Genomic DNA, 22,118 nt, shown 5'->3' with positions numbered 1-22,118 from the left:
TGCCCTTTGCTCGGGCGCTGGCTCCCAGCACAGTGTCGCGCTGTCTCGTCCGAACGTCCGCGGTGGTCAAATGATCTCGCTGTTAGCTTCGCCGTCCTCACGCGCCCGGAGGACGAAGGTCAGTCGATTTGCGCAGATTGCGGCATGTGAGTCCGCTCGCGTCGATACAGTGAGTAATCGGCGTTTGCCTTAGCCGACCGGGCGATCGTGCTTCCGGCGGTGAGGCGCCCATGAGGTCAGCCGGAGGGATGTTGAGCGAGGCGGACACCTTCAACGTCGGCGTCCTGTCCACCGCGTTCGGCGGGCCGTACTTCGGTGAACTGATGGCCGGGATCGCGACGGAACTGGCATCCGCAGGCGGCCGGATGGTAGCGATCCAGACCGTCGACGCCGGGACCGTCGAGCAGGACTTCCCCGAGCCGCCGCCCTTCCCGCACCACGTGGCCTGGGACTATGTGGGTGGCTTCGTCGTCATCCTGAACAGCGTGGGCACCGACTATCTGCGGGCGGCCCGAGACAGCGGCCGCCCCGTCGTCGTGATCAGTGACGCTCCGCCCGGCTTCGACTGCCCGGTCGTCCTGCCCGACAACTTCGCCGGCACCCGCGCGGCGACCCAGCACCTCATCGACCACGGTCACACCCGAATCGGGTATGTCGGTTTTCCGGGAAACTTGGACGTCCACGAGCGCATCCACGCGTACCGGAAGACGATGGCCGACAACGGCCTGGCGCCGGACCCGGATCTGTTGTTCGTCGTGGACGACATGCAGGAGGCGAGCGGGGAGCGCGCCGCGCGCATGATGCTGGAGCGGGGAATGCCGGCGAGCGCAGTGCTTACCGGCAACGACCGCAACGCCATCGGCCTGACCCGGGCGCTTACGAACGCCGGTCTCCACCTGCCGAACGACCTCGCGGTGATCGGCTTCGACGACAACGAGGCCGGGGCCCGGATGACCCCCAGCCTGACGAGCGTGCGGCAGCCGTTGGAGGACATCGGCGCTCTCGCAGTGCGGTTGCTGATCCAGATGCACGGCGGCGAGGAGGTCCCGTCCGGGAAGCACGCGATGCCGACCTCGTTGACCGTCCGCGAGTCGTGCGGGTGCGCCGGCCTGCTGCAGATCGCGTCCCAGGCGTTCGAGGCCGCCGACGTCGCCGGCCTGGACTCGGCGTCGAGCCTGCCGACCCTGCTGGTGACCTGGCACGCGGGGAGCCGGTACCTGAACTACCCGATTGACTTCGGCGGGCCGGCGGCCGCGATCGACGACGCGCTGAAGTTCGCCCTGGCGGGGGGCAGGATGGTCGGTCCCGTGCTACGCCGGAGCCTGGTCCCGCTGGCCGGGATGCTCCAGGACGGCGAGGGTCTCGCCGAGATCGCGGGCCTGATCCGGCGGCACGCGTGGCAGTTGCAGTCCGGCGCGGGACTGGACCAGGACCTCGGCGTCACCCGCCGGATGGAGGGATGCCTGCAGGAGATCTTCCTGCTGCTGGCCCAGGCCCAGATCGTCCAGCTCTCCCTGCACGCGCAGTCGATGATGAGCAGCCTGGGCACGCAGTACTCGGTCAGTCTCCAGTTGCTGCGCAGCCAGGAGAAGGACCCATGCTCCCTGGACTGGCTCCAGGCCACCGACGTGCGAGCGGGCTGCTTGGGGTTGTGGCCGGAACGCGAGCCGGCCTCCGGCAAACGGACCGCGTTGACCGTCGTCGGGCAGTTCGACCGGGAGAACGGCGGCACAGGCGGCCCGAACGAGCTGGTGCCGCTCAACGCCTTCCCGCCCGCGGGACTGGTGTCGCTGGCCGATGTCACCACCGACCACATGGTCTACATCGCACATCTGAAGGTCGGCCCGGGTGACTGGGGCATGCTGGCGGTCGTGGGGCCGATCCAGGCGTACGCCCCCGAGGGCCGGGAAACGATGAACCAGTGGGCGGCCCTGCTCAGCGTCGCCCTGGCACACCAGGCGCTGCTCAAGACCATGCGCGAGCAGGAGGAGGATCTGCGCCGCGCCGCGCTCTACGACGAGCTCACCGGGCTGCCCAACCGGGCGCAGTTCCGCACCCGGCTCACCGCCGCGATCGCCCGGGCGAATCGGCGCGGCGACTACAAGTACGCCGTCCTGATGCTCGACCTCGACGGCTTCAAGATCGTCAACGACAGCCTCGGCCATCACGCCGGCGATGGGCTCCTGCAACAGGTGGCCGCCCGGCTGACCACGACGCTGCGCTCCACCGACACCGCCGCGCGCTTCGGCGGCGACGAATTCGCCATCCTGATCGAGGACGTCGCCGACGACAACAATCCGGTCATCGTGGCCGAACGCCTCCAGCGGGACCTGTCACAGCCGCACCGGCTGGGCGACACCGAGGTCGTCGTCTCGGTCAGCATCGGCATCGCGGTCGGGTCCGCCGAGTACGGCGACACCGAGGCGATCATGCGCGATGCGGACATCGCCATGTACCACGCCAAGACCCACGGCAAGCGGTCGCACGCCATCTTCAACCCCGCCATGCACAACGCCGCGACCGACCGTCTCACCATCGAGAGCGGCCTTCGCAGGGCGCTGGACAACCGTGAGCTCGTGCTCTTCTACCAGCCCATCGTCGAGCTCCGGACGCTGACCCTCAGTGGTGCTGAGGCCCTGATCCGCTGGCGACATCCCACCCGAGGGCTGGTGCCGCCGAACGAGTTCCTCGGTGTCGCCGAGGAGTCGGGACTCAGTCTCAGCATCGGGACGTGGGTGCTCGAAGAGTCCTGCCGGCAGCTGCGCCGGTGGGGTCTGCACCGCGGCGACTCCCGACCGTTCATGATGAGCGTCAACGTCTCCAACCGGCAGTTCTGGCAGGGCACGTTGATCGAGGACGTCGACGACAACCTGCGCGCCTTCGGTCTGAGTCCCGACCGCCTCGCCGTCGAGATCACCGAGGGCGTCATCATGGACGACGCCAAGCTCGCCTCTTCCGTGCTCAGCGGCCTGCGGACGCTGGGCGTGCAGGTCCACATCGACGATTTCGGCACTGGCTACTCCTCTCTCGAGGCACTGCAGGATCTGGCCATCGACGCCTTCAAGATCGACCGGTCGTTCATCTCGCGCATCGCGACCAGCCCGCGCGGCAAGGAGCTGGTCCGCACGATCGTCACCATGGGCCTGAACCTCAACCTCGACGTCATCGCCGAGGGCATCGAGACGGACGAGGAACTCGGTTTCGTACGTCGGCTCGGGTGTCCGCACGGCCAGGGGTACCTGTTCTCGCGTGCCGTGCCGGCCGAGGAGTTCGCAAAGCTCCTCGAGCCCGGTGTCGTGCTTGCCGACGCGATTGATCGGCCGGACAAGCAGGCGCCGAGCTGACTCTTTCCGCCCGGATCACTCAGCCTCGATACACCGATGAAGGCGGGCCGAGGGCACCCCGGATCTAGAAAGTGCTGGGCTTCAGCAGCGACGAGACTTTCGATCGTCTTCAAGGGGCCCATCGGGCCGGCCGCTCGCGCCTTGCCGCTCCCGGCGCGATCCGGCTGCAGGCACAGGGCGCGAGCACAGAGCTAGAACGCTGGGAGGTTCGGGCGCTGATCACCCGCGCGCCGAGCATCTGAAATGGCCGGTAGACGGATACTGGACCGGCTGGATCGACGGCGCGGTCAGGGTTCGCCAGGGCTCGAGCCAGAGTCATCCAGCGCAGTGTCGGGCTGGATCGGCACGCTCCATGCGGTAATGCTGAGAGCCGTCCGCCTCAACGGCCATGCCCGCAACCTCGCTGATCTCGTTGTACCGCAATGAACCCAGCCGCTGCCTGTCCGCTGAGGACAGCTTGGCCAGGAAGCTGTCGCCGAAGCAGACGCCAGCAGCCACCCGGTACGGCTGGTCGGTGGTGCGTGGAACGGGCTGCGTCAGCAACCGTCCGCCAATCTCGTAGTCGATAGCGACATCGAAGGCGTACGCCCACAACTCGGTATGGAATCTCAACACGAGAACGGTCTTCTCACCGTCCGCCAGGTCGATGAACTCGTTGTCGAAGAAGGCCCGGTCGACCTCGACACCCTCGACCACCTGATGCGCGACCGGCTTGGCAGCGTCCATCGCGAAGGCCATCTGGTTGGTGGGGACGCCTTGGCCGGGGATTTTCACGAGAGCCCCGGTAGGTATGTCTTCGCGGCGCAGGCCGCTCACTCGAACATTGTGAACCGTAATACGCTGGTTGCGCAGCCCTTCGAGTGACACGCGCAGCTGGAGTGCATCGACGGCGAAGCCACCCGCTGCGATCATGTCTCGAAAGGAGGGCTGAGCCTCTGCGTCGATGAATTTGCGCGATGCGGTCACACCTCTGGCGGGGAACACCACGGAGGAACCGCCATCGTTACCTTCGATATCAAGCACGGAGACACGCAGGCCGGATCCTGTCGGCAGGGACGGCGGTAGCGATTGGACGGGCCGAGGCTGGCCTCCGACCTTATCCCGCAGGTCGTCCTTAGCTCCTGTCACGTTGACCAGCTGATACACCACCGTAGCGGCCACTGCCGAGATCGCTGTTGCAAGGACCGCGCTCAGGGTGGCAACGAGCCACCCGGGGATTCTTCTGCGTGTAGCAGGTGTCGGCGGCGAGGCCGGTACGACGGGCGCTTTCGGTCGTCGGGCCCGTTTCCTCTTGGCCATCCTATCGGCCCCCAAGTCCTAGATTGACTCTTAGCCTAGGAGAACCGCCGCGAACGGTTGCCAGGAAACTCTGACAGGTTTACGTCAGACGTGGTCGCCGGGTTTGTCAGTACGAAGAACTCTGGACCACCGTCTTATCGAACTTTCGCAGCTCAGCTGCGGGCACTCGATCAACTCCTCAAGATGACGATCTATCGGATCCTGATCGCGTCCAATCAGGACCTCCAGACCGGGCGCGAGTCGTCGCCGATCTCACCCACTCACAAACTTTTCACCAACGTCACCATCGACACGGAGAGATCACATTTGTGGGCTGGTTAGCAGTGCGACACCTCGATGCACCAATCCGGACTGAACGGCGTGATGACACAGATGATCTCGCGGCCCGTTCCCAAACTGCACGAACGCTCGGCAGCTACCGGCCTGGCCGGAGATAGTCGTTGACGATCTCGCGGAAGCGGATGGGCCCGCGGTGGAAGGCCTCGACATTCGCCGAGTCGCTCTATCAGTGATGGCAACCGGCGCGAAGTTTGATCGTGAGAGCGGTCCGAGGGCACACTCGAACACCCCTTCGCGTCGCGCTGCCGTGCTGTTGGCAGCCGCACTGTCTTGCCGATGACAGTTCACCCGAAACTTCATTGAGTGTCGTTCCGGGAACGTCCATCCGGGCTAGCGGTCGCGTCCGCGGAATGTGGTGCGGTAGGCGCTGGGCGATATGCCCAGTTCGGCCTGGAGGTGTAACCGCATTGACCCGGCCGTGCCGAACCCGGTGGAGGCGGCGATTTCGTCGATAGGCAGGTCGGTGCTTTCCAGGAGAGCGCAGGCGCGTTCGACGCGCTGCTGCGTTAGCCATCGCCCTGGTGAGGTACCGATCTCGTCGCGGAAGCGCCGGGTGAACGTCCGCGTGCTCGTTGATTCTTGGGCTGCTAGTTCTCGCAGCGTAACCGGCTGGTGCAGGTTCGCGAGCGCCCATTCGCGCGCCCGACCGGTGGACGAGATTCGGGGATCCGGCACCGGCCGATTGAGATACTGCGCCTGCCCGCCTTCGCGGTGCGGCGGAACAACCGTGCCGCGGGCCACGTCATTCGCCACTGCGGCGCCGTGGTCGGTACGAATCATGTGCAGGCATAGGTCGATTCCCGCTGCCGCGCCGGCCGAGGTGAGAACGCCGCCGTCATCGGCGTATAGGACATCGAGGTCGAACGTGACGTCGGGAAAACGCTCCCGTGCCTGTGCCGACGAGCGCCAGTGAGTGGCTGCCCGCCGTCCGTCGAGCAGTCCCGCTGCGGCGAGTACGAAGGATCCCGTACAGATTGAGGCGATTCGCTTGCCAGGTCGGATCCTCGCGAGCCCGTCGGCGAGCGACGGCTCGAGGTAACCGGCGTGGGGTTCGTAGTCAACGTCCGATCCTGGGACGACGACGGTGTCAGCCTCGGCAAGCGCCTCGGGGCCGCACGTGACGGTGATGGTGAAATCGGCATCCGTTCGGATCTCGCCAGGGACAAGAGTGCAGGTCACGACCTCGTAGAGTGCAGCGCCATCAGGCCCGCAGGCCTGGCCGAACAGTCGATGGACGATGCTGAGCTCGAAGGGCAGCACGCCGTCTCGGGCCAGGACCGCCACGCGGTGGCGGCCGTCGCCAACAAAGCCGGTCATGGCCCGATCTTCGCACATGTTGGCCTTCGGGCCAGTCGTCGCGGTGATCCCGCCCTTGGATGATCAACCTCATGAACGTTCTCTGGATCCTGGCCCACCCCGAACCTCGCTCACTGAGCGGATTCCTAGCGGCGGAGGGCCAGCGCGAACTCCGCGTCGCAGGCCATGAGGTCGAGATCTCGGACCTCTACGCGATGGGCTGGAACCCCGTCGTCGATGCGGCGAGCTACGCCCACGACCCGGCGCTGCGATTTCACGTCGCTTCAGCAGCAGAAAAGGCCTATCAAAGCGGCGGGCTGACTCCGGACATCCGAGCCGAACAGCAGAAGATCAACCGGGCGGACACGATCATCGTGCAGTTCCCGATGTGGTGGTTCGGAATGCCTGCCATCCTCAAAGGTTGGTTCGATCGGATCTGGCATCAAGGTTACGCATACGGCAAGCGTGGCCCGCACGGCGAATGGATCGGTTACGGAGATGGGTTTCTTGCCGGCAAACGCGCGCTGGCGGTGGTGACGATGGGCGGTCCTACGTGGTTGTACGGCGAGCGAGGCATTCACGGAAGCATCGACGAACTACTGTTCCCGCTGCAGCACGGCATGCTGTTCTACGCGGGGGCGGAAGTGCTTCCCCCGGTGTTGATGTCTGGCGCTGACCGATTTACACCCGCGGAAGGCGACGCCGCCGCCAAGGAGTTGCGCGAGCGTCTACTCGCGATACCTACGGCCGAACCAATCCCATATCGGACGCAAAGTAGTGGAGATTACGACGAGAAATTGGTGCTCCGGCCGGATGTGGCGCCAGGCTTGACCGGACTAGGCGTGCATCTGACCTGACACCGGATAGAGCCCGACTCGATAATCCCGATCAGCCGTCACTGAACGGTGCATTCGTATTCATGGTCACCACCGCAGCGTCCTCATCTGCCGCTGACCGAGCGACCACGATGGACGCCAATCGGCTATCGCGTCAACGGGTTACATGTGACAATCGTCAGGTCCCGACAACAGGCGCACCGGGGCGCCCGAGGCCGTAGGCCGAACCGGTAGCAGTACGAGGCGACTCACGGGGCGGTCGCACGCGTGATGCACGAACGGCACCCTGAATAGGCGCGACCGGACCCGGGCGCAGCCACGAGCCGCACTCTATCTAGCCGCAGTGTGCATCGCAGGCGGCTCCGCAACAGCCGTCACTATCCGAAGTGATCATCCCCTACCGCAAACCCCTGCTGGCGCAACCGGTGACCCCGGGCATCTGAGGCCTTGAAGACGTGCTCCTCGCCGCCGGTGGTACTCGGCCATGCTTGGAGCAGGTAGTCCTCGACGGCTTCGAAGGCAACGACGTCGAAGGCGATGTCCCGGCCGCGGGCGTGCACTCGCGCTCGGTACAGACCGGGGCCGTGAGCGGAAAGAAGTGGCAGGTCCGGCGATTCCGCCATGATCGCTCGGACGCCGAGCTGGCCGTTCGGAACGTCCACGTCGGCCTCGGCGACCTCTTCCCACTCGTCAAGCTCGACTGCCTCAGGGGGGTTGTATCGCGGCTCGACGGTGACGGTCACGGCACCGCTGCTCGCTCCGACGTAGACGACCATTTCCCCTGGCAGAACGCTGAAAAGGCCGTTGGCCGGCACGGGCGGCTCGTCGAACGAGACAGGAAAATCCGACAGCAGGAACTGGTGCGCGTCAACATGTGTCTCCGCACTGAACCTTTGCTGGTCACCCATGCCGGCCATCCTAAAGAAGCCGTCGTAATCCTCAATCGGAAACGCCTGAGGAGACGACGACGGGGATCCGCCGCCGCACTCTCAGGCGCGATCCGCGCGCAGGTTAGTGCTTCCAGGCTTCACCGTCGTCGGGCCTGGGATAGCCGAGTAGGTCCATCGCCGCCTGGTTGTCGACCCGCGACCAGAACAGCTGGTGCAACTCGACGGGCAACTCGTCCTGATGGCTGCCGGTGCGACCTCGGCGGAAGAACAGGTCGTCCTGCCCCCTCAGCTCGTCGAGAGATGGAATGGCAGCGTCCGGCCGCAGACCAAGCGCGGGGGCCACCGTGGCGATGACCGGAGTGACCGCCGCATGCGGGTCACGAATCAGATCCTCGTACCGCAGGACCACACGATGCGGCGCCGACGGTCGCAGCCAGCTGAGAACGTTGGATCCCCAACTTTCCGGTTCCGGACGCGCTCACTCGCAGAATCTTCGACCTCAGTTCGGCCCTGTAGGTGTTCGGGTCTTCCTCGCTCGCTTGGCGGGCCCACGAGACCAAGGCGTCACGGCCGTCTCGCACCAGGCAGATCGCCCGATCGTCCTCGTCGACGTCGGCATCATGCTGCCGGTGGGTTTTGACGAAATGCAGCTCGTCGGTCGCCCGCATCTCAGAAAGGCTTCCTGGTCGATCGGTGAACCCGATCAAATCCTTCCCGAGGCGCTCAGCAACACCGTCAACGTCATAGACCGTCGAGGTTCTGACGCCATACAGCCTGTGGAGGACGATCCGCAGGAAGGTGTTGCCAGAACGAGGAAACGACGCAACCCACACAATCATCACCGAACCGTAGCCAGCGGCAGAGCGCATCAGCGAGCCGACATGCTGCCAGCATCCTCATCTGCCGCCGAGCGTGCGCGCAGCCGTCGCCTGGTCCGTGACGCGGCGCTACGCCGGGGGTCAGCAATCGTCGCGCATGGTCGTGCGGCAGGGCTGAGACCACCGCGCCGTCCGTACCGACTACGTGTCGAAGTCCCGCGGCAGGCGAACACCCGCCACTCACCTCGCCCGGTTCCTCAAATCCTCAGCGATTCATGAAGGAGCCCGCTGCTCGCCCTGACGCGGACACCAGGTGCCGGGCCGGTGCAGTCCGGCCGCGCCGCGTCGAAGATCGACTGCGGGCAGTCCCGGGCGGCGGGGTTCTTGGCGACGGCCATCACAAGGTCGAGGATCTTGTCGAGGTCACCGTCGATCTGATGTACGTCGTGAGCGTAGGAGAGTTGCGGCATGCGCTTCTGCGCCAACGTCGTGTGCGGGCCGGAAGGCGACGCGGCCGCTGTGCTGTTGCGGGCCGGGGCCGTGATCGACGGTCTGGAAACCGCTCGGCAGCGGCGGCCGGCCGCGCGCGGGGATCACGATCTGGCGCGCGGGCCGGCCAAGCTGATGCAGGTGCCCGGGCTGGACAAGTCGGCGTACGGCACGTCGCTGATCGACGGCACGGGATCGGCCCTGCTCACGCCGCCGCCGGTTGGCTCGGCCAGCGAGGTCGAGGCGGGACCGCGCGTCGGTGCGACCAGCGCACACGACGTGACGTGGCGGTTCTGGGCGAAGGGCGACCCGACGGTCAGCGCGTACCGGCGGGCAGGAACTCGTTCACGCCGCGCAGCCGCGTCCTGAGCACCGTCCGGGCCTTCGTGACATTCAGCCGCACGTCGGTGGGCAGGCGCAGGCCGAGGTCGGCGATGCTGGCGGCCTTGAGCGCGGAGGCGTCGAGGCCGTCCCGATGCGCGACGCGGACGCCGAGGTCGTAGCGGTTGATCGGGTCGGGGCCGGCCACGTTGAGGATGCCCGCGTAGTCGGATCCGGCGAGTTCGAGGAGCGCGTCGGCGAGGTCGTCGACGTGCACCGGCTTGCGGATCATGTCGGTGAAGAGGGCGCCGTCCGCACGGCCGGCGATCAGGTCGTGGACCAGGGTCTCGTGCGTGCCGTCCCCGCCGAGGATCAGCGAGGTGCGCACGACGGCCGCGCCGGGGTTCAGAGCCCGCACCGCGGTCTCGCCGGCGGCCTTGGCAGCTCCATAGGTGTAGACCGGGTCCGGCATTTCCGATTCATCGTATTCGGACGCTCGCCCACTGAAGATCGCGTCGCTGGAGACGTGGACCAGCCTGGCATGGAACGCGGCGACATGCGCGGCGCCGTCAGCCATCACGGCCCAGTCGGTACGGGCCGATGCCGTATGGATCACCGCTTCCGGCCGGGCCTCGGCCAGGAACGCGCCGACCGCGGCGCGCGACCGGATGTCCAGCCCGAGTGATCGCGACGTCCCCACCACGTCATGCCCGGCGGCCGCACCCCGCGCCACCAGCCGCCGCCCGAGGTGACCGGTCGCACCCGTGATCACAATCCGCATGCCGCCCAGTTAACAGTATTGACAGTGCTCTATGGAGGTGTAGTTCTATAGACATTCACCAATCGGTGACAACGATGTCAAGGACGGCTCCCATGCGTCGTACGCTCGCTTGTCTCGCCTCTCTCGTCCTCACCCTCGGCGGCCTCGCTATCACCGCGAACCCGGCCCAGGCCGCTGATCTTCCCCTCACCCAGTACGTCAACCCGCTGATCGGCACCGACGACAGCAACTCGCCCAACCCGGTCGGCGGCGGCGCCGGCGGGAGCACCTTCCCCGGCGCGACCGTGCCGTTCGGCATGGTCCAGTTCTCCCCGGACACCCCGACCGGATCCCCGTCCGGCTACCGGGACCGGGACCGCACCATCGAGTCGTTCAGCCTCACCCACTTCAACGGGGCCGGCTGCCCGAACAACGAGGACCTGCCGATCCTGCCGATCACCGGCAACCTCGGGAACTCCCCCGGCAACAGCTGGACCAGCTACGCCTCGGCGTACACCAAGTCCAACGAGGTGGCCCAGGCCGGCTACTACTCCAACCGGCTCGACAAGTACTCCACCGACGTCGAGCTCAGCGCCACCAAGCGCACCGGCGCGATGCGGCTCACCTTCCCGGCCACCACCGCCGCGCGGGTGCTGATCAACGCCAGCCGCTCGGCCACCGGCGACCGCGCCGGCAACGTGACGATCGCCGGCAACCGGGTCTACGGCGAGCACACCGCGGGCGGCTTCTGCGGCGGCGGCACGTTCCCGATGTACTTCTCCATCCAGTTCGACCGGACGCCGTCCGGCGTCGGCACGTTCAACGGCGGCACCGTGAACAACGGGGCTACCAGTGTCAGCGGCAACCAGGCCGGCGCGTTCGTCACCTTCGACACCACCGGCAACCAGGTGGTCAACGCGACCGTCGGCATCTCGTTCGTGAGCGTGGCGAACGCCCAGGCCAACGCCACGGCCGAGGCCGGCGCGCTCAACACCGTCCGCACGAACGCCGACGCGGCCTGGAACACCGCACTCAACCGCGTCCAGGCGACCGGCGGCTCCACCACCGACCTGCAGAAGTTCTACACCGCGCTCTACCACGTCCTGCAGAACCCGAACCTGTCCAGCGACACCAACGGCCAGTACCGCGGGTTCGACCAGGCGGTGCACACCGCGAGCCACCCCGTCTACCAGAACTACTCGGGCTGGGACATCTACCGCTCGTGGGCGTCGCTGGTCGCGCTGATCGCGCCGGACGTGATGACCGACATCGTGAAGTCGATGGTGCTGGACGGCCAGCAGGGCGGTCTGCTGCCCAAGTGGTCGCACCAGACCCGGGAGGACTTCGTGATGCCGGGCGACCCGGGCCCGATCATCGTCGGTTCCGCGTACGCCTTCGGGGTGCGCGGCTTCGACACCGCGGCGGCCCTGGACCTGATGAAGAAGAGCGTCGCCGGCGGCGGGCAGCAGGGCTATGTGCTGCGCGGCAACTACGCCACCTACAACGCCAACCGCTACATCCCCGGCAACCCCTCCGAGACCCTCGAGTACGCCAGCAGCGACTTCGCGATCGCCCAGTTCGCCAAGGCGCTCGGTGACACCGCCACGTACAACAGCGCGTCGACCCGCTCGCAGAACTGGCGGATGATCTTCAACGGCGAGTCGTCGTACATCCACACCCGGGACACCGGCTTCACCTGGCCGCTCAACCCGGCGCAGGAGAACCCGTACGTGGAGGGCAACGCCGCCCAGTACACCTGGATGGTCCCGCACAACCTGGGCGGCCTCGTGACGGCGATGGGCGGCCCGGCCACCGCGGCGCAGCGGCTCGACCACCATTTCACCGAACTCAACGGCGGACTGGTCCGGCCGTACTTCTACATCGGCAACGAGCCCGAGCACAACGTGCCGTGGACCTACAACTACGCGCGTAAGCCGGCCGGGGCCAGCGACGCCGTCCGCCGGGTGATGAGCGAGTCGTTCACCACCGGCGCCGGCGGCCTGCCCGGCAACGACGACCTCGGCGCCACCTCCGCCTGGTACGTCTGGTCGGCGCTCGGCCTGTACCCGGTGACCCCCGGCGCGGACACGCTCGCCCTGCACGGCGCGCTGTTCCCCAGCGCGGTCATCAAGCGCTCGGCGGGCGACATCACGATCACCGGCGGCAGCAGCGCCAACCGCTTCGTGCAGTCGGTCACCCTGGGCGGCTCCGCGGTCGCCAGGAGCTGGATCCGGTACGGCGACATCGCGACCGGTGGCACCCTCGCGTTCACGCAGGGCGCCTCCGCCTCGACGTGGGGCACGCGGGCTGAGGACGTACCCCCCAGCTTTGCCGACGGCGCGACCCAGCCGCCGGCGGAACCGGACCTCGGACCGAACCTGCTCCAAGGCAAGACGGTGACCGGATCGGCCGGCTGCAACACCGCGGAGGCCGCCGGCAAGGCGGTCGACGGCGCGATCCGCGGCAACAGCAAGTGGTGCTCGTCGACCACGCCGCTGACCGCGCAGGCCGACCTCGGCTCGGCGCAGACCGTGTCCGCGTTCGTGGTCAAGCACGCCGGCCTCGGCGGCGAGGGCACCAACTGGAACACCGGCGCGTTCAGCCTCTCCACCAGCACCGACGGCACGACCTGGTCGAACGCGATCACGGTCAGCGGGTCACGGGCCAGCCGGTCGTACCTGCCGATCCCGCCCAGGACCGCGCGCTACGTGCGGCTCGACATCAGTGCGGCGGCCAACGACGGCAGCGGCACGGCCAGGATCTACGAACTCGAGGCGTACGGCCAGCCGACCGGCGACGTGGCACTGCGCAGGACCGCGACCGCCGACTCGTCCTGCACGGGCGAGGCTCCCGACCGGGCGGTCAACGGCAGCTGGCTGGCCGGCTGGACCGACAAGTGGTGCTCGACCGGTGGCACCAAGTGGCTCCAGGTCGACCTGGGCGCCAAGCAGCGGGTCGGCTCGGTGGTGATCCGCCACGCGGGCGCCGGCGGCGAGTACCCGGCCTGGAACACCCGCGACTTCGACCTGCAGACCTCCGACGACGGCAGCACCTGGACCACCCGCTCCCAGATCCGCGGCAACACTGCCGATTCGACGACGACGTCGATCGGTGTGGACGCCCGCTACGTACGTCTGAACGTGGTCACACCGGCCAACGACGGCAACACCGCGGCCCGGATCTACGAACTGGAGGTGCGGGCCTGACAGACCCCGGGGTGGGAGGGGAGGTCCCGCCCTTCCCACCCCGGGCTTTCAACCGCTGGTGATCGCGTCGATCAGGCCGGGGAAGCGGGCGTCGAGCTCGGCGCGGCGGAGCTCGACGGTGTGGGTGCGGCCGGTCACCGTGGTCTGGGTCAGGCCCGCCTTGCGCAGCGTGCGGAAGTGGTGGGTCATCGTCGACTTGTGCACGCCGAAACCCCACTCCTCGCTGCATTTCGGGTGGGGGCGGCCGTCGGCCAGGACGCGGACGATGCTCAGCCGGATCGGGTCGCCGACGGCGCGCAGGACGTCGACCAGGGCGACGTCGGACATGTCCGGCACCGGGAAGTCGTCGCTCGCCATGTACCCCACCCTACCGTTGGACGATCATCCAACAATCCCCTAGCCTCAACGGTATGACGGACATCCAACAATCCGGCGCGGTTCGCTGGGTCCGGGACACCGACGGGGTGGTCACCGTGACCCTCGACGACCCGGGCCGCACCGCCAACATGGTCAACCGGCGCCACCACGACGGGCTCGGCGCCTGCCTCGACGATCTGGCCGCGCACCCGGACCGGCTGCGGGGCGTGGTGGTCACGTCGGCGAAGCGGTCGTTCTTCTCCGGGCCGGACTTCGTGCCCGCCGAGATCACGCCCGAGGAGGCGGCCGCCACCTACGACCTGATGGTGCCGATCCGCGACCAGCTCCGCCGGCTGGAGACGCTGGGCCGGCCGGTCGCCGCCGCGCTGAACGGCTCGGCGCTCGGCGGCGGCTTCGAGATCGCGCTGGCCTGCCATCACCGGGTCGGCACGACCGACGCGTCGGCGGTCTGGTCGCTGGCCGAGACCGGCATGGGCATCATCCCGGCCGGCGGCGGGACGGTCCGGGTGACCCGGATGGCCGGCATCGCCGCGACCGTGCTCGACATCGTCGGCCCGGGAACCGCCTACCACCCGGCGCAGGCGCTGGCCGCGGGTCTCGTGGACGAGCTCGCCGACGACGTGGTGGCCGCCGCCCGCGCCTGGGTGCTGTCCCAGCCGCCGGGGCCGTTCGCGCAGCGCTGGGAGCGGCCCGGCTATCTCATCCCGGGCGGCACCGCCGAGCCGCCGGGTCTCGCCGAGGAGGTGCGGCGCAGGTCCGCGGGTTCGCCGGTGCGCGCGCTCGCGGCAGTGCTGGACGTGGCGGTCCGCAGCGCGTCGGTTCCCGTGGACGACGCTTTCACGATCGAGACCGATGCCTGCCGTACGCTGCTGAGCGCTCCCGAATTCCCCGGCCTGAGCCACTTCTTCTACGCCCTGCGCACCGTGGCCGCCGCGACCGGCTCGGGCCGGCCGGACCGCACGTTCCCGCAGGTCGCCGCCAACCCGCTGGCCGCGGTGTTCTTCCCACCGGACGCCCCGATCGTGGAGTCGGCCGGCACGGCCGCACCGGGCGGCATCCCGGTGGTCGTCGACGGGGGCTCCTTCGTGCGGACGCTGCTGGACGCCGGACCGGACCCGGACGCGATGGCAGCCGCCGCCCGGAAGGCGCTCGACGCCGGGCTGGTCGTTGATCCGGCCGGCGGCGACGTCGCCTCGGTGCTCGCGGCCGGCTACCCGCCCTGGACCGGCGGCGTCCTGCACCATCTGACGGCGACCTCATGACCGCTTCAACGTCGTAAATTCTCGAATCACGTTCGCACGTTCTCTGTTTAGGGTGTCGTCTCATCTGGCGTGGTTCCGGCGCCAGCGGCACAGTCTGGCCATGACCAGCTATCTGAGCCGGCGCGCCCTGCTGCGCGGAGTGGTCGGCCTGGGCGCGGGAGCGACCCTGGCCGGCTGTTCGACGCCGGTGCTCAGCGGGCTCGGCACCGGCGGTGACGCGGCCGGCTCGCTCGCGTACTGGAATCTCTTCGGCGGTGGCGACGGCGTCCGCATGACGCAGATGATCGACGCCTACCGCGCGGCCAATCCCGCCATCGATCTCAAGGCCGTCACGCTGGCCTGGGGCAACCCCTATTACACGAAGCTGTCGCTGGCCACCCTGGGCGGGAAGCCGCCGGACATGGCCGTCGCGCACCTCACCCGCGCCAAGACCCTGGTCGCCGCGGATCTGCTCGAGGAGCTCACCACCGAAGACCTGGCCGGGGTCGGCATCTCGCCGGACCAGCTGGACCAGACGGCGTGGAAGGCCGGGCTGGTCGACGGCAAGGCGTACGCGGTACCGCTGGACACCCACCCGTTCGTGATGTTCTACAACACGGACATCTGCGAGAAGGCCGGACTGCTCGACTCGTCCGGGGCGCTGACGCCGCTCGACAGCCCGGAGAAGTTCACCGAGGCGCTGCGCAAGGCCAAAGAGGTCACCAAGGCGTACGGCGGGGTCGTCGCGATCACCGCCGACACCTCGACGCCGTGGCGGATGTTCCAGTCCTGGTACGGCCAGCTCGGCGGGGAGGTGCTCGCCGACGAGGGCCGTCAGGTGGTCATCGACGACGCCAAGGCCACCCAGGTGCTGAGCTTCATGCAGAGCCTCACCACGCAGGGCCTGGTCCCGCCCACCCTGGACTACGCGGGCTCGGTCGCCGCGTTCGCCACCGGGCAGGCCGGGTTCTACTTCCAGGGCGAGTGGGAGATCTCGACCTTCCAGACCGCGAAGACGCCGTTCTCGATGACGCTCTTCCCCAACCTGTACGGCGGCGGAAAATACGCGGTGCAGGCCGACTCGCACACCCTGGTGATCCCCAAGCAGCACCGGCCCGACCCGGAACGCAAGAAGCGGGCGCTCGGCCTGATCAAGTCGTTCCTGGACCAGAGCAAGACCTGGGCCGAGGGCGGTCACGTGCCGGCCTGGCTGCCGTTCCGGGACAGCGCCGAGTTCAAGGCGCTGACCCCGCAGTCCAACTACGCGGCCGCCGCCGAGGGCGCGGTGTACGACCCGGACGGCTGGTACTCCGGCTCCGGCTCCAACTTCGAGATCGTCACCGGCTCCAACATCGCCACCGTGCTGAACGGCCAGCAGCAACCGGCCGTGGCGCTGGCGCAGATGCGCTCGGCGCTCACCAACCTCGCCAGAACGGCTTCGCCCATCTAGGCGAGCCCAGCTAAAGGGGGTACGACGGTGTCCACCACCGAAACCGCGGTACGCCCGCGGAGCGGCACATCGGAATCCGGGCCGGTCAGCAAACCGAAGTCCAACGGCCTGCCCGCCTTCGGCTTCCTCGCGCCGTTCCTGGTCCTGTACCTGGCGTTCATCATCGGGCCCGGCCTCTACGGCCTGCTGATGAGCTTCTTCGACACCAGCCTGGTCCAGCCCGGCCTGGGCACGTTCGCCGGCTTCGGCAACTACGCCGAGGCGTTCCAGAGCTCGGACTTCTGGGCGGGGCTGTGGCACACGGTCTGGTTCACCATCCTGACCACGCCGCCGCTGATCATCCTGGCGTTCGTGTTCGCGCTGCTCGCCGACCGGGCCAAGCACGGACGCTGGTTCTTCCGGCTGGCGTTCTTCATGCCGTACATCCTGCCGTCGGCCGTCGTCGCGCTGATCTGGATCTTCCTCTACACGCCGGAACTGGGCCTGCTCGACACCGGGCTGGCGAAACTGGGGATGACCGCGCCGAACTGGCTGGGCGACCCGAACTGGGCGATGCCGTCGCTGGCCATCACCACGATCTGGTGGACGCTCGGCTTCAACTTCGTGCTCTACCTGGCCGGCCTGCAGGACATCCCGCGCGATCTGTACGAGGCGTCGGCGATGGACGGCGCCACCCCGTGGCAGCAGATCTGGAAGATCACCGTCCCGCTGCTCGGCCGGACCACCACGCTGGTGGTGGTGCTCCAGGTGATCGCGTCCCTGAAGGTCTTCGACCAGATGTACATCATGACCCAGGGCGGCCCGAACTTCGCCACCAGATCAGTGCTGCAGTACATCTACGACGAGGGCTTCACCAACTTCCGCACCGGTTACGCGGCCGCGGCGTCGATGCTGTTCTTCGTCGTCATCCTGGCGGTTTCCGCCGTCTGGTTCGGGATCGTCCGCCGCCAGCAGAAGGAGGCCTGAGATGGCCGTCGACGCCCCCGAGCGGCCCACCGCCGTCCGGGCCGACATCGCGCGGGCCGACTCGCGCACCAAGATCTTCAACCGGGTCTGCGCCGGTGTGCTGATCGCGTTCGCCCTGATCTGGCTGATCCCGATCGCCTGGGCGCTGGACACCGCGTTCAAACCCAACGAGGAGACCACCGCGACGCGGTGGCTGATCGACAACCCGACCTTCGACGCGTTCGGCCGGGTGCTGCGCGACACCGACATCCTGCGCTGGTTCGGCTCCAGCCTGATCATCGCCACGATCACCGCGCTCGGCGTCGTGATCGTCGCCAGCATGGCCGGCTTCGCGTTGTCCCGGATGCGGTTCAAGTACCGCAACGTGGTGTTCTGGCTGGTGCTGGCGGGCATCATGATCCCCGGCCAGGTGCTGATCGTGCCGCAGTTCCGGGAGATGGACTCGCTCGGCATCCTGAACACGTTCTGGGCGGTCAGCGCGCCGCAGATCCCGACCGCGATCGCGGTGTTCATCTTCAAGCAGTTCTTCGACGGGCTCCCCCGCGAGCTCGACGAGGTGGCCCGGGTGGACGGCGCCGGCTTCTGGCGGATCTACCGCGGGGTGATCATGCCGCTGTCCCGGCCGGCCATCTCGGCCGTTGTCATCTTCGCGTTCGTCCAGTCGTGGAACGATCTGCTGTGGCCACTGCTCGTGCTGAGCAACCCGGACATCATGACGATCCCGGTCGGCCTCGCCACCGTGCAGGGCTCGTTCGGCATCCGCTACGCCGACGTGATGGCCTCGGCCGTACTCGGCGCCATCCCGCTCGTGGCGGTCTTCCTGCTCTTCCAGAAGAACATCGTCGAAGGCATTGCCGGCACCGGCCTGAAAGGGTGATCCATGCTCAACGCCTCCTTCACCGTCGACCCGTCGTTCCGGGTGGGTGAGGTCGACCCCCGCCTGTACGGATCGTTCGTGGAGCACATGGGACGTTGCGTCTACACCGGCATCTACGAACCCGGGCACCCGTCCGCCGACGCGGACGGGTTCCGCCAGGACACCGCCGAGCTGGTCCGCGAGCTGGGTGTTCCTCTCGTCCGGTATCCGGGCGGCAACTTCGTCTCCGGTTACAACTGGGAGGACGGGATCGGACCGCGTGATCTTCGGCCTTCGAGACTCGACCTGGCCTGGCGCTCGGTCGAGACCAACCAGGTGGGCGTGCAGGAGTTCATGACGTGGGCCAAGTCGGTCGGCGTGGAACCGATGATGGCGGTCAACCTCGGCACCCGGGGTATCGACGCGGCCCGGGACCTGGTCGAGTTCTGCAACGTGCGCGGCGGCACGGCATGGTCGGACAAGCGCGGCGGCGATCCGTACGGGATCAAGCTCTGGTGTCTCGGCAACGAGATGGACGGGCCCTGGCAGATCGGGCACAAGACCGCCGAGGAGTACGCCCGGCTCGCGAACGAGACGGCCAAGGCGATGCGGCAGGTCGACCCGACGATCGAACTGGTCGCCTGCGGCAGCTCGCACCTGAACATGCCGACCTTCGGATCCTGGGAGAACACCGTCCTGACCGAGGCGTACGACGCGGTCGACTACGTCTCCATGCACGCCTACTACCAGCAGCACGGCGACGACCGGGACAGCTTCCTGGCCTGCGCCGCCGGGATGGACCGCTTCATCGACGCGGTCGTGTCGACGGCCGACCACGTGCGCGCGGTCGGCCGCCACAAGAAGAAGATCAACATCTCGTTCGACGAGTGGAACGTCTGGTACCAGAGCCGCTTCGCCGGCGAGAAGAACCTGGACATCGAGCAGACCCCGCGCCTGATCGAGGACGTCTACTCGGTGACCGACGCGGTGGTCGTCGGCAACCTGCTGATCAGCCTGCTCCGGCACGCCGACCGGGTGAAGATCGCCTGCCTGGCCCAGCTGGTCAACGTGATCGCCCCGATCATGACCGAGCCGGGTGGCGCGGCGTGGCGGCAGGCCAGCTTCCACCCGATCGCCCTGACCGCCCGGTTCGGCCGGGGCACCGTGCTCCGGGTGGAGCCGCGGTCGCCGGTGCATGAGACGGCCGAGCAGGGCGAGGTGCCGCTGCTGGACGCGGTGGCGGTTCAAGGACCGTCCGGTCTGGTGGTGTTCGCGGTCAACCGGTCGCAGACCTCACCGCTGACCCTCGACGTCGATCTGCGGGCGTTCACTGACCTGTCGAGCGCGAAACACACCGCCCTGGCCGACGACGACCCGGACGCGATCAACACGATCGGCGCCCCCGACCGGGTGACGCCGCACCGCCGCGAGGACCCGAAGCTCGACGGCGGCCGCCTCCAGGCGGTGCTCCCGCCCCTGAGTTGGAACATGATCCAGCTCAGCTGACGTTTTCGCCGCGCCGTCGCAGGGCATGCCCTGAGCATGTTCCCCGCTGAGAACCTGCGCGACTGGCGCGGCGAAAAGGTCATCGACCCCAACGACGACAAGATCGGCGATCTGGAGGCCGTCTACGTCGACACGGCCACCGATGAGCCCGCCTTCGTCACCGTCCGCGTCGGGTTCATCGGCCGGCACCGTCTGGTCTTCGTACCCTTGGACGGCGCCACCGTGAAACCCGCCGCGGTCCGCGTCCGCTACGACAAGAAGCTCGTCGGCAACGCCCCGAGCATCGACCTCGACGGCGAGCTCACGGCCGCCGACGAGCCCGGGGTCTTCGCCCACTACGACCTCCTCTACCAGACCGGTACGGCCGGCGAACGCCGCCTGGCCCGCCGCTGACCCCCATTCGCGGTGGTAGCCGCCACTCGCGGTGGTAGCCGCCACTCGCGGTGGTAGCCGCCACTCGCGGTGGTAGCCGCCACTCGCGGTGGTAGTTGAGCAGACGGGTGGTAGCCCGTGGCGCTCCTCGCTACCACTCGCACGGGCCGTGGTAGCTCAGCGCGCCATATCGAGGCCCAATGCCGCGCTAGCCCACCACCGCGTGCCCGATCCCACCACTCACGCCGCGGCCCACCACTCACGCCGCGGCCCACCACTCACGCCGCGGCCCACCACTCACGCCGCGGCCCACCACTCACGCCGCGGCCCACCACTCACGCCGGGTTCTCCCACCGAGAGCGCCCGGCTACGGCCGTAAGTGGCGGCAGCGACCATGAGCGGGCACCCCGGGCGCCTGGCATACCCGGCCCGACCCCGCGCCGACCGACAGCGGCGGCAGCGACCGTGAGCGAGCGCCCGACGAGGCCCACGCCCGGCCCAGATGCCCGGCCGTTCAGGCTGAGGACGACGGTCCAGGCTGAGAACGACGGCCGGCTGAGGACGACGGCCAGCTGAGAACGACGGCCAGCTGAGAACGACGGCCAGCTGAGAACGACGGCCAGCTGAGAACGACGGCCAGCTGAGAACGACGGCCAGCTGAGAACGACGGCCAGCTGAGAACGACGGCCGGTGAACGCGGGACGTCGACAACACGCGGATGAGGCGTGAACGCGGGGCCGGTCAGCTGGCCAATCCGGCGACCGCCCGCCAGCCGTTGTCGTGGCAGAGCTGCCGGGCCGTGGCGACCAGGGACATCGCGTGGCGGGACGGGTTCTGGGCGCGCCACAGCAGGGACCACGGGTAGTGCGGGACGGCCGGCTCCAAGGGCAGCCAGGTCAGCTCGTCGCCGAAGCCGGACGCCGAGCCGGGGACGCAGGCGACGCAGGTGCCCTGCAGGACCAGGTCGGCGGCGGCCCGCAGGTTCTGTACGGTGCCGGGGAACATGGTCGGGAAGAAGCCCGCCGCCCGGCACACGTCGGCCACGAACTCGTTGAACTCGGGTGCGCGGTCCTCGTCGGCCAGGAGCAGGGTCTCGTCGCGCAGGCCGGCGACGGGCACCGCGGACCGGCCGGCGAGCGGGTGGTCGGCGCGTACCAGAAGGCCCAAGGGGTCGAGCCGGAACAACTCGGACGCCAAGGCCGGTGGGGCGCCGGTGACCCGCCCGACGCCGATGTCGAGCCGGCCGTCGGCGAGCAACCGGCACTGCTCGGGCACGCCGGCGGTGACCTGGTGGATCTCCAGCTCGGGGTGGGCGGCGCGGACGGCACGCAGGACGGGACGGATCGCGTCGTACCCCTCGTCGAGGATCCCGATCCGTAGCGTCGGCGGGGTGAGCGCGGCGCCGAGGGCGACCATCGCCGCACGGTCGACGTGTTCGAGGATCTGCCGCGCCTCGATGAGGAAGCGGGCACCGGCCGCGGTCAGCGAGATCTGCCGGCCGGTGCGGTCGACCAGGAGTACGCCGAGTGTCCGCTCCAGCCGCTGGAGCTGGGTGGTGAGCGCCGACGGCGCGATGTGCTCGCGGTTCGCCGCCCGGCCGAAGTGGAGTTCCTCGGCGACCGTTACGAAAAACCGCAATTGCCGCAATTCCAGCCGACCTGCGGCAACACCGTCGGACATCGCGCGCACCACACCGGTCGTGTGATGGTCGGCACTGGTCAGGTGTCCGCTTCGGCGGGTCATGGGGGACC

General features: G+C 68.3%; 18 protein-coding genes and 1 pseudogene. 10 read left to right on the top strand and 9 right to left on the bottom strand.

Features of this window, described 5'->3' with window-relative positions:
- Positions 1–230 precede the first annotated feature (230 nt).
- Complete coding sequence (locus tag QSK31_RS16920) at positions 231–3,344, top strand: EAL domain-containing protein (protein WP_285684941.1); 3,114 nt, start codon at positions 231–233, stop codon at positions 3,342–3,344.
- A gap of 315 nt (positions 3,345–3,659) precedes the next feature.
- Here the strand turns inward: QSK31_RS16920 and QSK31_RS16915 are convergent, their stop codons facing one another.
- Positions 3,660–4,367 carry a hypothetical protein gene (locus QSK31_RS16915; RefSeq protein ID WP_285684940.1) on the bottom strand — a complete coding sequence of 236 codons (708 nt, stop codon included), beginning with the start codon at positions 4,365–4,367 and terminating at the stop codon, positions 3,660–3,662.
- A gap of 945 nt (positions 4,368–5,312) precedes the next feature.
- The gene (locus tag QSK31_RS16910) at positions 5,313–6,299 is read right to left on the bottom strand and encodes a GlxA family transcriptional regulator (protein ID WP_285684939.1); all 987 of its coding nucleotides are present in this window, start codon (positions 6,297–6,299) and stop codon (positions 5,313–5,315) included.
- 71 nt (positions 6,300–6,370) lie between these two features.
- On the opposite strand from QSK31_RS16910, the gene QSK31_RS16905 reads away from it, so the two are divergent.
- Positions 6,371–7,135 carry an NAD(P)H-dependent oxidoreductase gene (locus QSK31_RS16905; protein ID WP_285684937.1) on the top strand — a complete coding sequence of 255 codons (765 nt, stop codon included), beginning with the start codon at positions 6,371–6,373 and terminating at the stop codon, positions 7,133–7,135.
- 356 nt (positions 7,136–7,491) lie between these two features.
- On the opposite strand, the gene QSK31_RS16900 is transcribed toward QSK31_RS16905, so the two are convergent.
- The 4 genes from QSK31_RS16900 to QSK31_RS16885 form a co-directional block, all read right to left on the bottom strand.
- Positions 7,492–8,022: a hypothetical protein gene (locus tag QSK31_RS16900; RefSeq protein WP_285684935.1), complete on the bottom strand. Its 531-nt coding sequence runs from the start codon at positions 8,020–8,022 to the stop codon at positions 7,492–7,494.
- 103 nt (positions 8,023–8,125) lie between these two features.
- Positions 8,126–8,347 carry a hypothetical protein gene (locus QSK31_RS16895; RefSeq protein WP_285684934.1) on the bottom strand — a complete coding sequence of 74 codons (222 nt, stop codon included), beginning with the start codon at positions 8,345–8,347 and terminating at the stop codon, positions 8,126–8,128.
- 34 nt (positions 8,348–8,381) lie between these two features.
- The gene (locus QSK31_RS16890) at positions 8,382–8,843 is read right to left on the bottom strand and encodes a hypothetical protein (protein WP_285684932.1); all 462 of its coding nucleotides are present in this window, start codon (positions 8,841–8,843) and stop codon (positions 8,382–8,384) included.
- Positions 8,844–9,079: 236 nt separating this feature from the next.
- Complete coding sequence (locus QSK31_RS16885; RefSeq protein WP_285684931.1) at positions 9,080–9,292, bottom strand: hypothetical protein; 213 nt, start codon at positions 9,290–9,292, stop codon at positions 9,080–9,082.
- Here QSK31_RS16885 and QSK31_RS16880 point away from each other — a divergent pair.
- A pseudogene (locus QSK31_RS16880) lies at positions 9,288–9,680 on the top strand (DNA-3-methyladenine glycosylase); the annotation flags it as partial. The gene QSK31_RS16885 and the pseudogene QSK31_RS16880 sit on opposite strands and share 5 nt — an antisense overlap.
- Here QSK31_RS16880 and QSK31_RS16875 read toward each other — a convergent pair.
- On the bottom strand, positions 9,628–10,413 hold the full coding sequence (locus QSK31_RS16875) for an SDR family oxidoreductase (RefSeq protein ID WP_285684930.1): 786 nt from the start codon (positions 10,411–10,413) through the stop codon (positions 9,628–9,630). The pseudogene QSK31_RS16880 and the gene QSK31_RS16875 overlap by 53 nt on opposite strands.
- Positions 10,414–10,505: 92 nt before the next feature.
- Here QSK31_RS16875 and QSK31_RS16870 point away from each other — a divergent pair, with 92 nt between their 5' ends.
- Entirely contained in the window at positions 10,506–13,598 is a 3,093-nt protein-coding gene (locus QSK31_RS16870; protein WP_285684928.1) for a GH92 family glycosyl hydrolase, read from the top strand.
- 48 nt (positions 13,599–13,646) lie between these two features.
- Here the strand turns inward: QSK31_RS16870 and QSK31_RS16865 are convergent, their stop codons facing one another.
- Positions 13,647–13,955 (bottom strand): ArsR/SmtB family transcription factor, encoded by a 309-nt coding sequence (locus QSK31_RS16865; protein ID WP_285684926.1) that lies wholly within the window; start codon positions 13,953–13,955, stop codon positions 13,647–13,649.
- A 53-nt stretch (positions 13,956–14,008) separates the two neighbouring features.
- On the opposite strand from QSK31_RS16865, the gene QSK31_RS16860 reads away from it, so the two are divergent.
- The 6 genes from QSK31_RS16860 (at position 14,009) to QSK31_RS16835 (ending at position 20,388) form a co-directional block, all read left to right on the top strand.
- Positions 14,009–15,238, top strand: a complete 1,230-nt coding sequence (locus QSK31_RS16860) for an enoyl-CoA hydratase/isomerase family protein (protein WP_285684925.1) — start codon at positions 14,009–14,011, stop codon at positions 15,236–15,238.
- Positions 15,239–15,338: 100 nt separating this feature from the next.
- Positions 15,339–16,667 carry an extracellular solute-binding protein gene (locus QSK31_RS16855; RefSeq protein ID WP_285684924.1) on the top strand — a complete coding sequence of 443 codons (1,329 nt, stop codon included), beginning with the start codon at positions 15,339–15,341 and terminating at the stop codon, positions 16,665–16,667.
- Positions 16,668–16,694: 27 nt separating this feature from the next.
- Positions 16,695–17,633, top strand: a complete 939-nt coding sequence (locus tag QSK31_RS16850; RefSeq protein WP_285684923.1) for a carbohydrate ABC transporter permease — start codon at positions 16,695–16,697, stop codon at positions 17,631–17,633.
- A 1-nt stretch (position 17,634) separates the two neighbouring features.
- Complete coding sequence (locus QSK31_RS16845) at positions 17,635–18,510, top strand: carbohydrate ABC transporter permease (RefSeq protein WP_285684922.1); 876 nt, start codon at positions 17,635–17,637, stop codon at positions 18,508–18,510.
- Between the two features lie 3 nt (positions 18,511–18,513).
- Entirely contained in the window at positions 18,514–19,995 is a 1,482-nt protein-coding gene (gene arfA, locus QSK31_RS16840) for an arabinosylfuranosidase ArfA (protein ID WP_285684921.1), read from the top strand.
- A gap of 36 nt (positions 19,996–20,031) precedes the next feature.
- Positions 20,032–20,388: a PRC-barrel domain-containing protein gene (locus QSK31_RS16835; RefSeq protein ID WP_285684920.1), complete on the top strand. Its 357-nt coding sequence runs from the start codon at positions 20,032–20,034 to the stop codon at positions 20,386–20,388.
- 720 nt (positions 20,389–21,108) lie between these two features.
- Here the strand turns inward: QSK31_RS16835 and QSK31_RS16830 are convergent.
- The gene (locus QSK31_RS16830) at positions 21,109–22,110 is read right to left on the bottom strand and encodes a LysR family transcriptional regulator (RefSeq protein WP_285684919.1); all 1,002 of its coding nucleotides are present in this window, start codon (positions 22,108–22,110) and stop codon (positions 21,109–21,111) included.
- Positions 22,111–22,118 lie beyond the last annotated feature (8 nt).

It is taken from the genome of Actinoplanes sp. NBRC 103695, from assembly GCF_030269485.1.
In the GTDB taxonomy this organism is placed as follows: Bacteria; Actinomycetota; Actinomycetes; order Mycobacteriales; family Micromonosporaceae; genus Actinoplanes.
Note: the sequence above shows the minus strand (reverse complement) of the source record. Positions and strands in the feature narration are given on the sequence as shown.